16 protein-coding genes, 1 other RNA gene and 3 pseudogenes are annotated in these 16596 nt (G+C 42.9%); all 20 read left to right on the top strand.

The features are described from left to right. Positions 1-176: 176 nt before the first annotated feature. The gene (locus RDW05_RS05720) at positions 177-1427 is read left to right on the top strand and encodes an S-layer homology domain-containing protein (protein WP_307978168.1); all 1251 of its coding nucleotides are present in this window, start codon (positions 177-179) and stop codon (positions 1425-1427) included. Positions 1428-1726: 299 nt separating this feature from the next. Continuing rightward, entirely contained in the window at positions 1727-2218 is a 492-nt protein-coding gene (cptIN, locus tag RDW05_RS05715) for a type III toxin-antitoxin system CptIN family toxin (RefSeq protein ID WP_307978167.1), read from the top strand. Between the two features lie 200 nt (positions 2219-2418). Beyond that, on the top strand, positions 2419-2631 hold the full coding sequence (locus RDW05_RS05710) for a hypothetical protein (RefSeq protein ID WP_021720543.1): 213 nt from the start codon (positions 2419-2421) through the stop codon (positions 2629-2631). Further along, positions 2603-3201: pseudogene (locus tag RDW05_RS05705) on the top strand (zeta toxin family protein). The gene RDW05_RS05710 and the pseudogene RDW05_RS05705 overlap by 29 nt, the downstream one beginning before the upstream one ends. A 91-nt stretch (positions 3202-3292) precedes the next feature. Further along, positions 3293-3486: pseudogene (locus tag RDW05_RS11665) on the top strand (type II toxin-antitoxin system HicA family toxin). A 19-nt stretch (positions 3487-3505) separates the two neighbouring features. Further along, positions 3506-3910: a type II toxin-antitoxin system HicB family antitoxin gene (locus RDW05_RS05700; protein WP_307978165.1), complete on the top strand. Its 405-nt coding sequence runs from the start codon at positions 3506-3508 to the stop codon at positions 3908-3910. A 99-nt stretch (positions 3911-4009) separates the two neighbouring features. Next, positions 4010-4288, top strand: coding sequence for a hypothetical protein (locus tag RDW05_RS05695; RefSeq protein ID WP_307978164.1), 279 nt, complete (start codon positions 4010-4012; stop codon positions 4286-4288). 23 nt (positions 4289-4311) lie between these two features. Next, positions 4312-4545 (top strand): annotated as a pseudogene (locus RDW05_RS11660) (DUF4160 domain-containing protein); the annotation flags it as partial. A 312-nt stretch (positions 4546-4857) separates the two neighbouring features. Next, positions 4858-5598, top strand: a complete 741-nt coding sequence (locus RDW05_RS05690) for an alpha/beta fold hydrolase (RefSeq protein ID WP_307978163.1) — start codon at positions 4858-4860, stop codon at positions 5596-5598. 28 nt (positions 5599-5626) lie between these two features. Continuing rightward, positions 5627-6088, top strand: coding sequence for a PaaI family thioesterase (locus tag RDW05_RS05685; RefSeq protein ID WP_307978162.1), 462 nt, complete (start codon positions 5627-5629; stop codon positions 6086-6088). Between the two features lie 11 nt (positions 6089-6099). Further along, entirely contained in the window at positions 6100-8463 is a 2364-nt protein-coding gene (gene rnr, locus RDW05_RS05680; RefSeq protein WP_307978161.1) for a ribonuclease R, read from the top strand. Between the two features lie 2 nt (positions 8464-8465). Continuing rightward, the gene (gene smpB / locus RDW05_RS05675; protein WP_009146155.1) at positions 8466-8933 is read left to right on the top strand and encodes an SsrA-binding protein SmpB; all 468 of its coding nucleotides are present in this window, start codon (positions 8466-8468) and stop codon (positions 8931-8933) included. An 86-nt stretch (positions 8934-9019) separates the two neighbouring features. Beyond that, positions 9020-12694 (top strand): SNF2-related protein, encoded by a 3675-nt coding sequence (locus RDW05_RS05670; RefSeq protein ID WP_307978160.1) that lies wholly within the window; start codon positions 9020-9022, stop codon positions 12692-12694. Between the two features lie 103 nt (positions 12695-12797). Next, positions 12798-13147: a transfer-messenger RNA gene (gene ssrA / locus RDW05_RS05665) on the top strand. A 164-nt stretch (positions 13148-13311) separates the two neighbouring features. Further along, positions 13312-13764, top strand: a complete 453-nt coding sequence (locus tag RDW05_RS05660) for a hypothetical protein (RefSeq protein ID WP_307978159.1) — start codon at positions 13312-13314, stop codon at positions 13762-13764. Between the two features lie 36 nt (positions 13765-13800). Beyond that, positions 13801-14166, top strand: coding sequence for a hypothetical protein (locus tag RDW05_RS05655; RefSeq protein ID WP_307978158.1), 366 nt, complete (start codon positions 13801-13803; stop codon positions 14164-14166). Further along, positions 14159-14323: a hypothetical protein gene (locus tag RDW05_RS05650; RefSeq protein WP_307978157.1), complete on the top strand. Its 165-nt coding sequence runs from the start codon at positions 14159-14161 to the stop codon at positions 14321-14323. Before RDW05_RS05655 ends, RDW05_RS05650 begins: the two co-directional genes overlap by 8 nt. A 128-nt stretch (positions 14324-14451) precedes the next feature. Beyond that, positions 14452-14643, top strand: coding sequence for a hypothetical protein (locus RDW05_RS05645; RefSeq protein ID WP_307978156.1), 192 nt, complete (start codon positions 14452-14454; stop codon positions 14641-14643). A gap of 269 nt (positions 14644-14912) precedes the next feature. Next, complete coding sequence (locus RDW05_RS05640) at positions 14913-15593, top strand: RNase H family protein (protein ID WP_307978155.1); 681 nt, start codon at positions 14913-14915, stop codon at positions 15591-15593. A 58-nt stretch (positions 15594-15651) separates the two neighbouring features. Then, entirely contained in the window at positions 15652-16524 is an 873-nt protein-coding gene (locus tag RDW05_RS05635; protein ID WP_307978154.1) for a hypothetical protein, read from the top strand. Positions 16525-16596 lie beyond the last annotated feature (72 nt).

The following is a 16596-nucleotide window of genomic DNA, read 5'->3' as shown; positions in this document are numbered from 1 at the left end:
TTTTCTTACTGACAACTATTGCTTTATAAATCATTGTGAAGGAAAAACCGGCAAAGGATGACAGAGGAAACAAGGCAACTCTTGAGCGGAATTTGCGGGAGACTCCGGAAGGTGATTTGTAAAAATATAATATTAGCAGTCTGATAATACTGCTACTTCCTGAGGAGGAAACAACAATGAAAAAATCCTTAGTACTCGCTATGGCTATGGCACTGGGCGTAACCGCTTCTGCTTATGCTGCAAATCCGTTCTCTGATGTACCTGCTGGCCACTGGGCATATGACAGCATCAACAAGCTGGCTGCTGCTGGCGTAATCGAAGGCTACGGCGACTCCACCTTCGGTGGCGACAAGCTGATGACTCGTTATGAAATGGCTCAAATCGTTGCAAAAGCAATGGCAAAAGGCGCTAATGTTGACAAACTGGCTGCTGAATTCGCTGACGAACTGGACAACCTGGGCGTTCGCGTAGCTAACCTGGAGAAAAAAGCTGACAACGTTAAAATTACCGGTACCATCAAAGCTTCCTATGCTTCCTATGATGTAGACAAAGTGGCTAAAGATGGACAAGATCCTGCTCAAAATACAAACCATGCTTCCCGTCTGCGTTCCGACCTGTGGGTAAAAGGTGACATCAATGATGACTGGACCTACAGTGCTATGTTCCGTAACCAACAATTCTTCTCTAATGACAAAGGCAATGCCGGCGAAGAAAATGTTGCTTTCCAACGCGCTTATGTAAATGGCCGTGTTGGTGGTTTGGCTGTTCAAGCCGGCCGTTACAACAAAACCGATATCACCGGTGGTAACATCCATGATAACCGTGTTGATGGCGTACAAGTTTCTTATGGCAAAGACGTTAAACTGACTGCTGGCTACGGCAAAGCAACCGGTGTTGATGTAATTCCAGGTGAAAACAAAGACGTTGCTTATGCAGAACTGGGCGCTAAACTGGGTGCTGTTGATGCATTCGCTGGCTACTACAAATTTGACAACTTGCTGAAAGCTGCTGATGACGATGCTATCTGGACTGTAGGCTTGGGCTTTGACCTGGCTAAAGACCTGAAGCTGACCGGTACATACCTGAGAAGCGATGTTGATACTGTAACTGTTGACAATGTTAAATATAACGATGTTGACAAAGACGGTTATGTAGTTGCTCTGGCATACAAAGGTGCTAAAGCTGCTAAAGCTGGTTCTTGGGGCCTGAACGCTTCCTACTATGATCAAGGTGCAGGCACCGTTGTTGCTCACACCATGGATGGTATCTACTTCGACGAAGGCTTCAAAGGCTACAGCGTAGGTGCTAACTATGCACTGGCTAAAAACATCGTAGCAGGCGTAACCTACTATGATCTGGAATCCAAAGAAGCAAAAGGCACTCCGGACGCTCAAACTCTGTGGAGCCAAGTAGTATTCAGCTTCTAATCTGACTTTACGTCAATCCGCTGAAAAGCAAAAAAACGCATATGCATAAATTAAAAGAGGACGGTGCGCACCGTCCTCTTTTTGCAGTTGCTTGAGGGAGAAATGTTTCTTGACAGATTAAAGACTTACCTTTATACTATAAATAAAGGCATAGTCCTGTTTGTTGCTGCTTGACATGCAACTAAAATATAGTCAAGTTCAAATGTTTGTTGCTGCTTGACATGCAACTAAAATATAGTCAAGTTCAAATGTTAAAGACTTCATTCGTATTGAGTGAAGTCTTTTTTTCGAGGTGTAAGATGCTAACTGGTCATTTTTATTATATAAGAGATGAGTATTTCCGTGATTTTCAAGATGAAAAACTGATGTCTAATAAAGAAATTTCTCAAGGACAGTCTCATGACAGACCATGTTTTTATGCGTTTGAAGACAAGAAAACAGGACTTTTTTGGCTTATCCCTATATCGTCACAAGTTGAAAAATATGAAGCTATTTACGATAAGAAAGTAGCCAAGTATAAACGATGTGATACGTTAGTCTTTGCGGAAGTTTTAGGTTACAAAAAGGTCTTCTTGTTGCAAAATATGTGCCCTATATCGCAGCAATATATTAAAAATGAATATTGTAATAAGGCTGGGGAAGCTGTAAAAGTAAAATTTTCTGTTGAGAAGGAAATTATTAAAAAAGCTAAACGGATATTAGCTATGCATAGAAAAGGAATAGGTCTTATTTTTCCCGATGTCATTCACCTGGAAAAATTATTATTGCAAATCAAGGAAAACTCTAAATGAGCCTCATGAATCTATACCTGATAGCATTTCTCTGGAAAAGCCAAAGGGAGTAAGTTACAGCGAAAGCATGAATAATTTTATTAAAGTAAGAGGACGGTGCGCACCGTCCTCTTTTTGCATACGCAAGATAGCTTTTGACTTTTTGGCTGAAATACAGTACTATGTAAGTAGGATAGTGTGTTTAGAAAGGTTGGTGTCTTATGAGTCAACAAAAATATATTTCTGACGAGCAGGTTGTAAAACGTGCTAATTGTGCCGTAAAAATTGCATTAGAAAAGAAACGTGCTATGGATGTGCCTATTTTTACATATGATAGGGAAACGCAGAGTATTTGTGTAATTGGCAGTGATGGTAGCAAAACTCAGGTATGTGGGAGATATAATCATGGACGCTATAGCGAAAGAGTCAAATAAAAAGCCGGAGATAATCGTTTTTGCTGGACCAAACGGTTCTGGTAAGAGTACTTTCACAGATTTGTTAAAACCACCTGTTGACTATATGAAATCAAGAAAAATTTAAAATGCGATGATTTGACTGCAGCGCAAATTGCTGAAAAGCAGAGAGAGGATCACTTGAAAAATAGAGAGGACTTCTGTTTTGAAACAGTTATGTCTACACCTAGAAATTTAAATTTATTGCAACGAGCTAAGGAAGCAGGTTATTTTATACGTTGTTACTATATTTTAACTGTTGACCCTTTTATTAATGTTTATCGAGTAAAATCTCGTGTCGCAGAAGGTGGACATGATGTGCCGGTCGAGAAAATAATAGAACGCTATGATAAGGCTTTGGCTCAGGTTTGTGATATTGTTTATGTTGCAGACGTTTGTCATATATACGACAACTCGACAGAGCAACCTTTTCGTATTTTTAAAAAACGTAAGAGTGAGGAATTCTTTGATGTTTGCGATGAGTGGCATCAAGAAGATATTAAGCTTTTAACTGGTAGCGAAAATATGCAGTATAAGAACTTAAATAAATGAAAAGAGGACGGTGCGCACCGTCCTCTTTTTGCATATCCAAAGCTTGTACGTATTCAGTACGTATGCTATAATAAAACTAGGGAGTGATGACATGCCACGCAAGTTTAAAGACATTATCAAGCTCATTGAAAAGGATGGTGGGTGTTGGTTGCGCAGGTTGGCAGTCACAGGCAGTACAAGCATCCTACTAAACCTGGTCGCGTAACCATTGCTGCGTATAAAATAAGTGATGACATAAGCTTAAAAACAGAGGCAAGTATTTTAAAGCAAGCCGGATTAAAGTGAATTACAAGGAGGATTTTCTATGTACAAAAACTACCCGGACAATTATATTTTTCCAGCCATTATAGAAAAAAATGAAAAAAACTACAATATATATTTTCCAGATTTACCGGGCTGTGTTGCTTCCGGTGAGGATATCCCTCAGGCTGTTAATCAGGCTAAGGGAGCGCTGGAGCTGCATCTTTGGGGGATGGAGCAGGACGATGAGGTTATTCCTGTTCCTGAATATAGAGATATGCAGATTGCTGCCAATGAAACCATCTGCTTTATTGATGTGAATATGTTTTGCATACGTGCCAAAATGGATAACCGTTCCGTTAAAAAGACTCTATCTATTCCTTGGTACTTAAATGAATTAGCCGAAAAGAAAAAAATCAACTTTTCCCAGCTGCTGCAAAGTGCGCTGAGAGCGCAGCTTGGTGTGTAAAATGATATGAGGACGGTGCGCATTTGCCTGGGGAAGGAATATTCCTCTTACTTTTTGATAAAGTTTTGTGTACACTAAAACTAAAAGGAGGGGATTGTTTTGATGTATCCGTTTTTAACCTTAGATGATAATACAGAGATTGTACATTCGGAGATGCGTAGTGATGGCTCTGTAAAAGTTTATATTGAAAAGCCTGATGCAAAGGATTGCTTTCATCATGCGACATGCTATTTACCCGATTATAAGTGGGAAGATATTTTTGGTTTTTCAAAAGAAGAAATAGATAAGTATCAGGAAATTATTGAATCAACAGCGCATTTAATTATGCAATTTGCTCAAGAAGGTGGGTTCGATAATGCCTCAGGTTTATTAGGATAGGCTCTTAATGGGTTTATTTTTGGACAAATGCAATTGAACCTCTGGAGCCTATACATGTTCATGTGTCACATGGTTCACCAAGAGCAAATGCTACAAAAATTTGGATTACAAGGGCAGGAAAGTGTTATTTATGCCATAATAATTCGCATATACCTGAGCGGATTTTGAAAAACATTATGGCTATTATCGAGGCAAGAAGTCAAACTGTTGTGAACAAGTGGCAAGAGTATTTTGGAAAAGTGAGTTATTTTTGCTGATTTTTATAATGGTAATATGAGGACGATGCGCACCGTCCTCTTTTTGCATGCGCCAGGCTTGTATTTAATATTTGGCGAACGTGACGATTTTATTTTGCAAGCCAAATTATCCCAAGTATTTCATACATTGAAATGTGTAAAATCTTCTAATAATCCTAGTTACATACATTGCAATGTATGTAATTAGCAAAAATCGGTGCTTTTCTACATCGCAATGTATGAAGTTCTTGCAAAATCAAAGCATGCTGTAATCAGTATGCTTTTTTTATGATATAATATAAATTAGTATAGAATAATTTTGAGGTGAAGCCAGTGCGGATAATTGAAGGTGCAGAATCATTTCTGCTGGAAGGAAAGAATAATAAGGCAGTTTTGCTCTTGCATGGTTACACCGGTGCGCCGTCGGAAATGCGGCCGCTGGGTGATTATCTGCATGCGCTTGGCTACACTGTGAGCTGTGTGCGCCTTCCCGGCCACGGCACGAGCATCAAAGACCTGGAAGCAACCACCGCGACGGATTGGTATGGTGCTGCCGAAGCGGCCTGCCAGGAGCTGCTGGAGCGCTTTGACTGCGTGTACGTGGCAGGCCTTTCCATGGGCGGACTGCTGGCCATCAAGCTGGCAGCAAAGCTGCCGGTGCAGAAGGCTGCCTTTATTTCGGCACCGATTTTTGTGCAGGATAAGCGCGCTCCGCTGCTGACGTTCTTGCGCTTTTTCATCCACTACTTGCCTAAGCATAAGAAGAATTATCAGGAGCTGCAGAAGTATTGCATATCCTATGCCAAAATGCCGACGAAGCCGCTGGTGAGCCTTTTTAAGCTGCTTAACGAATGCAAAAACAAGCTGTTGGCAGAAATAAAAATCCCCTGTTTGATTTTGCAGTCGAAAACAGAGCATACCGTGCAGCCGCGCAGTGCCGAATATATCTATAACAAATTAGCTGCAGCCGCCGGCAGAAGGCTGGTATGGTTTGAGCATAGCGGGCACATTCTGACACTGGACCGCGAGCATGAGGCAGTTTTTAAGGAAATCGCCGATTTTTTTGCTGAATAAAAGGATATTGAAGGGTAAACGAAGAAATATGGATAAGTCACTATTGAATAATAACGAATACAGCTGGTGCTTTGCCTGTGGCAAGGATAATCCCAGCGGGTTACATATGCGTTTTGAAATTGACGACGACAAGTGCACAGCGTATTTTACGCCGCGCAGGGAGCACCAAAGCTATCCCGGACGTATGCATGGCGGTTTGGTAGCAGTGCTGCTGGACGAGGTGACAGGCAATTATCTTTTTGCCAAGGAGGGCAAGCCTTCCTATACGGCAAAAATTGAAATCCGCTACCGCCAGCCACTGGCGATTTGCGAGGAGGTTGTCTGCACCGGGCGCGAGCTGAAGCGCAAGGGACGCATGGTGGAGATGCAAGGTACAATCTGCAAAAAGGATGGCACGCTTTTAGCAGAATGTCTGTCGAAGATGATGATTGTGGACGAAACGCCGCAACCGTCGCGTAAGCTCGCCGCAGGCGAGGGTGAAGAAGAATAGAGGTAAAGATTATGCAGACGAAGGACGTACGAGAAAAAATTTTAAGCCTGATGCGTGATGGCAGCTATGCGCCGATGACCTCGGAGGAATTGGTGGATGCGCTGGGGCATGACGTTAATCCCAACAAGTTTTGGGATGAGCTGCTGGCGCTGGAGCAGAACGGCGAGATTATCAAAACACGCTTTGAAACATACGGCCTGCCTGAGAAAATGGGCCTGGTTGCAGGACGCTTTCAGCTGACGAGCAAGGGCTTTGGCTTTGTCATCCCGGATAACAAGGGCGACAGACCGGACGTGTTCATTCCACCGCGCGCTTTGCATGGTGCGATGAACAATGACCGTGTGCTGGCGCGTGTGAACAATGCAGCGCAGGGCAAAAAGCCTGAGGGAGAAATCCTGCGTATCATCACGCATGCTAATAATAAGGTGGTAGGCGTTTTTCACCAGACCGGTGATTTTGCCTTTGTAACGCCTGACGATAAGCGCATCGGTCAGGACGTATATGTTATGCGCAAGCATTTTAATGGTGCCAAGGAGGGACAAAAGGTAGTTGTAGAAATTACCGAATGGCCGCAGGAGCACCGCAAGGCTGAGGGCAAGGTTACCGAGGTTTTGGGCAACATCGGTGATGTAGGACTGGAGATTCTGTCGATTATCAAGCAGAATGATTTGCCGCTGACTTTTCCGGATGAGGTGCTGGAGGCTTCGCGCAAGGTGCCGAAGTCTATTAAAAAGAGCGAGCTGGCAGGCCGTCGTGACCTGCGTGAGCGCACTGTGGTAACTGTCGACGGCGAGGACGCCAAGGACTTGGACGATGCAGTTTATGTAGAGCAGATAAGCGACAACGAATACCTGCTGGGCGTTTATATTGCGGATGTCAGCTATTATGTTACCGAAGACAGCGTGCTGGATAAGGAAGCAAGAGAGCGCGGCACAAGCGTTTATCTTGTCGACCGCGTGTTGCCGATGCTGCCGGAGCGTCTGTCGAACGGTATTTGCAGCCTGAATGCCGGTGAGGACCGTCTTTCCATGGCCTGCGAGATGCATATCGACAAAATGGGCAAGGTGCTTAGCTACGAGATTTTCCCGGCGGTTATCAATGTACGTCACCGCCTGAGCTACAATATTGTGCGTGCAATTTTGGCAGGCGACAAGGAAATGTGCGACAAGTATGAGGATATTCTGCCGATGATTGCGCGTATGGATATTCTGCGCCAGATTTTGCATGACAAGCGTGCGCGCCGTGGCGCAGTAGACTTTGATTTGCCGGAGCAGAAGGTTATTCTAGACGAAAAGCTGCACCCGATTGAAATTGTGCAGCGCATCTACGGCAATGCGGAGTCGATTATCGAGGAGTTCATGCTGGCAGCCAACGAAACCGTTGCGCAGCATATGTTTAACCAGCACTGGCCGTTTATCTACCGCGTGCATGATATTCCGAATGAAGAGAAAATGCAGGAGTTCGCCAAGCTGTTGGCAAACTTTAATATTAAATTTATTCCCAAGGAAGAAACGGAGCCGAGGGATATTCAGCAGGCCGTGAAGGAAATCGCCGGCCGTCCGGAGGAACGATTGGTAACTACGGTAGCGCTGCGTTCCATGAAGCAGGCCGTTTACCAGACGGATAACATCGGTCACTTTGGCCTGGCAGCGAAGTACTATACGCACTTTACCTCGCCAATCCGCCGTTATCCGGACCTGATTGTGCATCGCCTGCTGCGCGCCTGGATGGTAAAGCCCACACTGAAGGAGGCAGATGCCGAAAAGCTGGGTGATAAGCTGGATATTATTGCTGACCATTCTTCTATTCGTGAGCGTGCAGCAGCAGACGCGGAGCGTACTACCGTCGACCTCAAAAAGTGCGAATATATGGCAGACCATATCGGTGAAGAATTTGACGGCGTTATTTCCGGCGTTACGGCCTTCGGCATGTTCGTCGAGCTGGAGAACGGTGTTGAGGGCCTGGTGCATATTTCCAGCCTGATGGATGATTACTACGAATATTACGAGGAGCGTTATGCCCTTGTCGGCACGCACAGCGGTCACACCTATCGACTGGGTGATAAGGTGCGCATTGAGGTGCTGCAGGTAAATATCAGCGATGTAAGCATCGACTTCATCATGGCAGGGGAGAACGCAGGCGTGCGCGAGCACATCCGCCAGCAGCTGCTGATGAAACAGAAGCCGAGCAGCGGACGCAGCACGCAGAGCATCGCTCTGAGTGCGGAAACGCAGAAGAAAAAGCACAAGGGTGCGAAGAATAAAGAGGCCGGACGCCGCAGCGCCAAGCACGGCAAGCCTGCGCCTAAGAGCAGTTCTAAGGGCGGCAGCAAATCCGGCAAAAAGAGCAGAAAAAAGAATAGGAAAAGCAGATAATTATGGCAGAACAAAAGATTAAAATTATAGCAGAAAATCGTAAGGCACGCCATGACTTTACCATTTACGAAACCTTTGAGGCAGGCATTGCGCTGACCGGTACGGAGGTAAAGTCCCTGCGTGCGGGCAAGGCGAATATGAAGGACAGCTATGCGCAGGTAACACGCCAGGCGGAGGTCTTTGTGTATAATCTGCACATCAGTCCCTACGATCATGGCAATATCTTTAACCATGACCCACTGCGTAGCCGCCGCCTTTTGCTGCACCGTGCAGAGATTAACAAGCTCATCGGCAAGGTGAAGGAAAAGGGCTATGCGCTTGTACCGCTCAAGCTGTACTTTAAGCATGGTCTGGTGAAGATGGAGCTGGCGCTGGCAGTAGGCAAGAAGCTGTACGATAAGCGTCAGGACATGGCCAAGCGCGACGCTAAGCGTGAGATGGAGCGCGCGCTGAAGGACAGAAACAGGTAAAACAGGTAGCTCTCTTGAGTGCGCCGGAAGTCTATTGGTGTGCTTAAGAGAGCTTTTTGCATGTAGGGTACGGGAGTGTTGCGACAGTGAAGTGGCAGAATTATTTTCCTTGGAAAATACTACAAAGAGGCAGAGAATATTATTGTGCAGGCAATATAGATGATTTAATTATCGATGGATTGGCGTTGGAGGCTTATGTATTTGGCAGAGAGTTATACCATGTGCATGTAAAAATAACTGAAGGCCATAAGCTTGCTATGGACTGCTCTTGTCCATATAATGCTACAGGACCATGTAAGCATCTGGCTGCTGCCTTATTTTTAGCCGAGCAGGAAGGATTTTTTGATGATGAGCGCATTAATGAATTTTTGGCTAAAAATAATAAGACATTCATTAAGCCGTCTTTTTCTGCCAGCGATTATGATGAATGCATTTTTAATCTGACAGAAATAACCAGCAAAGTTTGTTGCACTGAAGAAGCTTATGAAAAAGCTAAAAAACTGGTGCAGCAGCAGGAAGTTGTTTTGACAGCTTGTGATACAGAAGAAAATAATTTCTATTCGCCTGGTTCGAAAAAAATCTTAACAGCCCGTATAGAAGGATATGCCTTCTTTAGCAATGGACGTTATCCGTTAAAGATTGTTTTTTCAGAAGATGATATTTTAGCTATAGAATGCAGCGTGCCGCGAGCACAGTTTAGTTATTTTGCGCATTGGTCACCGGAAGCTAAGAGGTTTAAATTTAATGCCTACCTTATGGCTTTTCTTTTTTTGATTGATGCTTACATTAAAGAACATAATCCTGGCGATTACACCAGTACTGCCGGAAGGGAATTGCTGGAGCTTTATAGCAGCAAGCCGAAATCGTTAATACCTGTTATGCAAAAGCATGCTAATGCGAGAATGGTGCAGCTTGTGCCTCGGTTGGAGCTTAGTGAGGATGAGTTAAATCTTTCCTTTAAAATTGGCAGGGACAAGCTGTTCGTTGTCAAAAATATCCCCTTGTTAGTGAAGGAATATAGCTTTAGCGCAGAACATGCTTTGGGCAGCAAGGACAGTATAAATTTTGCTATAGAGAAATTTACGGAAGCTGCAGATAAGTATTACACACTGCTTAGGGAGGTTGTTGAAGAAGATAATTTTCGTACTGCTGAAAATATGAAATATCGCAGTTATGGCGTACCGGTTAAAAGCATTGCTTCAGGAAACAGTATTTTGCTGTTTGGCAAGACGTTAGACAGTTTTTACGAGCTGGCGAGCGGTACAAAAATTGAAGCAACGTGTAAGCTTAACGACAGTAGCAAAAAGCTTATCTTAGGCTTTCGTGATAAAAATCTGGATGTAACCCTGATTCTTTCTCCTGATATGAATAAGAAGGGTGTATTTAAAGGAATCAATGTGGAGGGCAAGCTGCCTAAGGTGTATCAGGGTTCTAAATTTGCTTACTTTGCTGATGAATATTATTTGAACCGTATGGATATTGCTCTTTTTAATAAATTACAGCCTTTGCTTAAACATAGTGAAAATGGTAAGGTTAGCCTGAAAATAGGTCATAAGGATTTGAACAGGTTTTATTATCAGGTATTGCCGGAGCTGGGAAGCTGTGCACAGATAATTGAACATGATGCGGCTGTTATTGAAAAATATCTGCAGCCGGAGGTAAAATTTTCCTTCTTTTTGGATTATCAGCAAGGCAAAATTTTTTGTGTGGCCAAAGCCTGCTATGGTGAAGAGCAATATAATCTGCTGGATGCTTTAGCTGGTAACATGATTGCTGCCAGCAGAGACGAAGATAAGGAAAAGCAGCTTGTAGAACTGCTTCACTATTATTTTAATGACGTTGATATGACTGAGCTTGCTTTTGTTATTGATAAAGATGAAGACGTCATGTGGCAGTTCCTGGAAAATGGTGTTGCCCAGCTTATGGAGTTAGGTGACGTGAACAGCACGGATTCTTTTCAGCGTATTAAAATCCACAATAAAGTTAGTGTCAGTGTGGGTGTAAGCATTGACAGCGGCTTAATGGATTTGTCGCTGAGTATCAGTGAAATTTCGATGGAGGATTTGTTGGCTATCATAGGCAGTTATAAAAACAAGAAAAAATATCATCGTCTGCGTAATGGTGACTTTGTCAATATTACTAATAAAGCTGTTGAAGAATTAGCAGATATGTTTACGGCTATGCGGATTGCCCCCAAAGATTTTGTTAAAGGAAAAATGCAGTTGCCTGCTTACAGGGCATTTTATTTGGATAAAATGCTGGAGCAAAATGCATATTTATATACAGAGCGTGACAGCAATTTTCGCAGGCTTATTAAGGAATTCAAGGTTATCAATGAATCTGACTTTGAAGTGTCGCCATCTTTAACTAAAATAATGCGCAATTATCAGGAATATGGTTATAAATGGCTACGAACTTTGGCAGCTTATGGTTTTGGCGGTGTTTTGGCAGATGACATGGGGCTTGGCAAAACCCTGCAAAGCATAGCTGTTTTAGCAGCTGCTAAAGAAGCAGGTGAAGAGGGCACATCGCTGATAGTTTGTCCTGCTTCGCTTATTTATAATTGGCAGGAAGAATTTACACGTTTTGCACCAGCTTTAAAGATTATTTTAATTGTTGGGACACAAAAAGAGCGGGAAGAAAAAATTGCTCAGCTTACCGGTTATGACGTAGCTATTACCTCTTATGATTTATTGAAGCGTGATATATCTGCTTATGATGGCAAGACCTTTAATTATGAATTTATCGACGAAGCACAATTTATAAAAAATCATACTACGGCTGCAGCAAAATCGGTTAAGCTGATTAAAAGTAAGCACCGCTTTGCACTTACGGGCACACCTATCGAGAATCGATTAAGTGAACTCTGGAGCATTTTTGATTATCTGATGCCGGGCTATTTGTATGAATATAGTTGTTTTAAAAAGGAGCTTGAGCAGCCTATTGTTAAAAGCAATGATGAAACTGCTGCCAAGCGCTTAAAGCAATTAATAGCACCATTTATTTTGCGACGTTTAAAGAAGGATGTTTTAAACGAACTGCCGGAAAAAATCGAAGAGGTGCGTATCGCATGCTTTGATGCCAAGCAGCAGGCGCTTTATGATGGGCAGGTTGTGAAAACGCTCAAATTGGTGCAGTCGCAGAGTGAAGAAGAGCTTTCTAAGAGCAAAATACAGATTTTGGCAGAGCTGATGCGTTTGCGTCAGATTTGCTGTGATCCTGGTTTGGCGTTCAGTAATTATGAAGGTGCTTCTGCTAAGCGGGAACTGTGCCTGGAGATGGTGCAAAGTGCGATTGCAGGCGAGCATAAGGTACTGATTTTTTCTCAGTTTAAATCTATGCTGGAGCTTTTGGCTGATGATTTGCAGCGAGAAGGCATTGGCTACTATACGATTACCGGTGAAACGCCTAAGGAGAAAAGGCTTGAACTGGTGTGTGCCTTTAATAATGATGCTACACCTGTATTTCTTATTTCGCTCAAGGCTGGTGGTACCGGTTTGAATCTGACCGGAGCAGATGTGGTGATTCATTATGATCCGTGGTGGAACGTTGCAGCACAAAATCAGGCGACAGATAGAGCGCATCGCATTGGACAGGAAAAGGTTGTTTCTGTTTATAAGCTGGTGGCGAAAAACTCTATTGAAGAAAAAATCTTAAGGATGCAGAACGATAAACAGAATTTGGCTGAAAGCATTTTGTCTGTTGATGGACGCAATAGTATCTTTACGATGTCTAAAGAAGAGCTGCTGAATTTATTGTAAAAACCGTCACAATTTATTCATAATATGCTATTTGACTTTTTGACTAAAGCATAGTACAATATCATTGTAGCGTATCGGCTCTTTCACCGATATATTCCCATTTGGGGGTGTACTGGTTTCGACGGGGGTAGGTGCGGTATGATAAGCGAGCCGTGGTTCCATCTGCACGATAATCGGTGGGCACGTTTAAATATAAACGCTGAACAAGAATACGCTTTAGCAGCTTAATCTGCTAACTGTCTCCAAGCCTCCTCCCGCGGGTGAGGAATGACAGTCAATAGTGGGATACCTTAAGGCTGATTCCTATAGGCTTTAAGGGAAACTCTTTAGGATAGCAATGTGAAGGCCCGTCGTCAGGCAGTCGCAGCGCGAAACAAAGTATGACGTCTGCGCTCGGAGAAAGTTGTATGGCAATATTTTCGGACAGGGGTTCGACTCCCCTCACCTCCACCAGAATTAGTCCAATCGTGACAGTTGATTGGTGGAATAAAAAACAGAGGATAGTGTATAACAGCACTATTCTCTGTTTTTGTTTGAAAAATGCTTTTATATGCAGGAGTCTCGGCATAGAGTAGCGTATTCCTGGCTGGGAATGGAAAAGGAAAGAGGGTTATAGCGTGGAAAATTTTGGCGAATATCTTTTAGGGGCGTTAGGCTGTATTAACATGGTTTTGGCGATGCGCAAGTTTGAAATACAGTGGACGTTTTGTGATTATGTGGCACCTGCGCTGGAGGAGGCTGGCGAAACGATGCTGGGAAAACGTGGCTCCTTTTTAGTACTGGTTGCGACCATCTTTATTCTGGGGTTGCCCATCAGACACCAATTGTACCGAGGTGATTATGTGCTGCCTTTGTTTATTTTCCTGCATTTTGTTGTTATGCGAGTATTTTGGCTGCAAACACAGAGAATGATTTATCTTGTGTTCGATCAGTATAACGAGGAAATATGTGAAAGCTACGAGAAGCAGGAGGAGGAGCCGGAGTATCCCTGGAAGGAAGCGGAGCTGAGCCTGCTGGCGCTGCCGTGGACCTGGACTGATAGTTATAATCGCTATAATGAGTTGAAGTAGTAAGCTGGCGGTTTGGACAGTGGTAATTTCTGATATATGGTTCAGAAGCCTGACACTGTTGATTTCGGTTTTCTGCGTCGTGATGATACAGCATTGGGAAAGCTCATGCAGGATTTGTATTGTACAGAACCTAAAAATTTGCATTACCATGAATTTGCCGAGCGCATGGAGTTTTTGAAATACAGCAAGGAGGGAGAAGAAAAAATGACAGATGTAATTGAGGAATATGCAGCAAGAAAAGCAGAAAAGCTTGCTAAGGAAGCAGCAAAAGAAGCACAGGCACGTAACATTGAATTAGCCAAAGACCTTTTAAGCGAAGGAGAAAGCATCGAAAGAACAGTTCGTCTTTCCAAGCTTTCGGAAGCAGAGGTGCGCGAGCTGGCCTCCAAGCTTAGTGCATAGTATTGAAAAGCGTTCTACCGAAGAATCGGCAGGACGCTTTTCTATTGTCCTGAATTTTACGCGGCAACAACAAGCAGGCTGCACATCTATTCCTATGCTTTGCCTGAGCAGTCCGGGAGCGACAGGCGCTGCGGTTAGGCTGCAGGCAGCTTTCTGACTGAACTGCGCACTCTTTTTTCCATGATATTTTTGCTCGATTAAATATAATAGTAAGAAAAAGACCGAAGGCTGTCAGAAGGCTTCAAGAGTGCGATGCTAGTATCAAAAAAAGGAGCGTGGAAAAAATTGCAGTATGTAAATTTATTACTAACTTACGGAATGTATTTGTTCGTTGTCAAGTTTACTATTAGTATAAGCGGTGCTGGAGGCAGTCAGGCAGATATTGAGCTTGCGATTGCTGCCGTAGCCTTGCTCATCCTTTTTGTGAAAACAGAAAAGTATAAGGAATTCCTTGAGGATGAAGAAGAGAAACGATAAAATGCAGAAGCCGGACGGGGAGAAAAATAAAATAATTAACTTGCTGTATTTTTGTCGCTGAGCTGAGAGAATAGTGTGCCTTTATGGTGCGCTGTCCTCTGTTTTGCTTTTAGCATGAGTTTAAGCATTGGTGGTGCAAAATTTTTATTACAAAGCGCTTTTTTATTAGAGCGATGACAGTTTCTGTCTATGGAGCCATATATAATTTACTTATCAGATTCCTTAAATGAAAAAAGAGCGTTGAATATATCAAAAGGAGCGGCTAGATTATGACGAAGAAAGCATTGAAAAAGCAATTAAAGAAGCAACTGAAAAAATCTGCCAAGCAGGCAGCAAAGAATAAAAAAGCTATAAAATTACTTAAAAAGCAGTTGTCAGCCTTTGAAGCAAAGTCGATGAGCTATATGAAGCAGCTTTTTATGACGAATGCAGATTATCCCCAAGATAATTTCAGCGCTATTGCTTATGTTGATGCAAGCTATAGCGACAATGAGCGTTTTGGCTCTATCGGTATAGTACTGCTTACAAGCAATGAGGTTATTCAGTATTCGGAGATTCCGGAGAATTTGGAGGACTGCGCTCTTACCTCTACTAATCATGAGCTGCTTGCTGCAGCGAAGGCAATTGAAATGGCCAAGGAAAGACACGTCAGGAATCTTATTATTAAGCATGATAATAATTCCATCGGCGATTTGGCTAAGCGTAATGCGGTAACCAAGACTGATACCGAGGAATGGTATAAGCAATTTGTTTATAAGCATAGAGAAAGCATGAGTATAACCTTTAAAAAGGTCAAAGGACATTCCAAGGAGTATTTTAACGAGCTTGCAGATAGATTGGCATATAAAGCGCTGAAGGCGGAGCGAGTGAAGCGTGCGAATACACCGCTGTTCTTTTCCTTGGGTGATAAGTTTCAAGAGGCTTTGGCTAAGGTAAAGATTTGCGGTTAAATAAAGAGAGTAAACGGATTGGAGCTGAAGAGCTTTATAAAAGAACGGAGTGTTCGTAATGCGCAAATTTGTAAGAGTGCAATTTTATAACAGCAGCAAGCTGTATGATTATATGTGCGACATAGATGATATCAAAAAAGGGGATAGGGTTTATGTTACTACGCGTGATGGCAGTAAGGTTGTAACGGTTCGTGGTATTTTTTACAGTGAATTGGCGGATATGCCCTTGCCGGAATATTGTTATAAAAGTGTAGATACAAAATATTTGCCGCCGAAGGTGCAAACGAAAGAGCCGGATGCTTTTGAACAAGCTTCTGAGGCTGCAAAAGAAAAAGCTTTGTCACCGAAAATAAAGAAGTCTCCTGCTTGCGCTTCGGACACTCCGCAAAATAAAGCTTCTGTTTATGATCAGTATTTTGTGGTTATTGACAGTGCCAGAGGAATTCGTCGTGGCAAGGATAACAGAAATTTTTTGCTTTATGATAATCATGCAGATAAAGAAAAGCATAAATTTTTGTTGCTTAGGTATAAGCTTGGAATGAATATTAGGCGCGATTGGTTTATTACAGATATGTTATGCGTGAAAAAGGGTGATTTCGTTTATGTAAATGAGAATGCAAGAAATTGTTATCCAGGATATGGGCGAGTTGAAAAAATATTTGAAGGAACGTATGCTGAGCTGAATTCTTCTCGAACGAGCTTCAGGTATGTTGATAGAATAATCAGTGATTCGGAAATAATCAAGGCTAAGAAATCTTTAGGTATATGGATGAAAGAGGATTATTATAAATTTGCTGAGGATTGTGTGATTTATTTATTGATATTTGCATTTATTTACTATGTATTCTTTTCGGAAGCAGGGCAGCAAGCCCGTCAGATTTCTAGTGAGTTAGATAGGGACTTCATAAGAGGTTTTCCCAGAAGGCCCTAGTATATCAATAAAAATAAGAAGTTTAAGCAAAGCGTTCTGCCGAAAAAAAGGCAGGGCGCTTTTTTTGCTGGC

The sequence above is a fragment of the uncultured Phascolarctobacterium sp. genome (assembly GCF_902463975.1).
In the GTDB taxonomy this organism is placed as follows: domain Bacteria; phylum Bacillota; class Negativicutes; order Acidaminococcales; family Acidaminococcaceae; genus Phascolarctobacterium_A.
The sequence above is the reverse complement of the archived record's forward strand: the minus strand, read 5'-3'. Positions and strand labels throughout refer to the sequence as shown.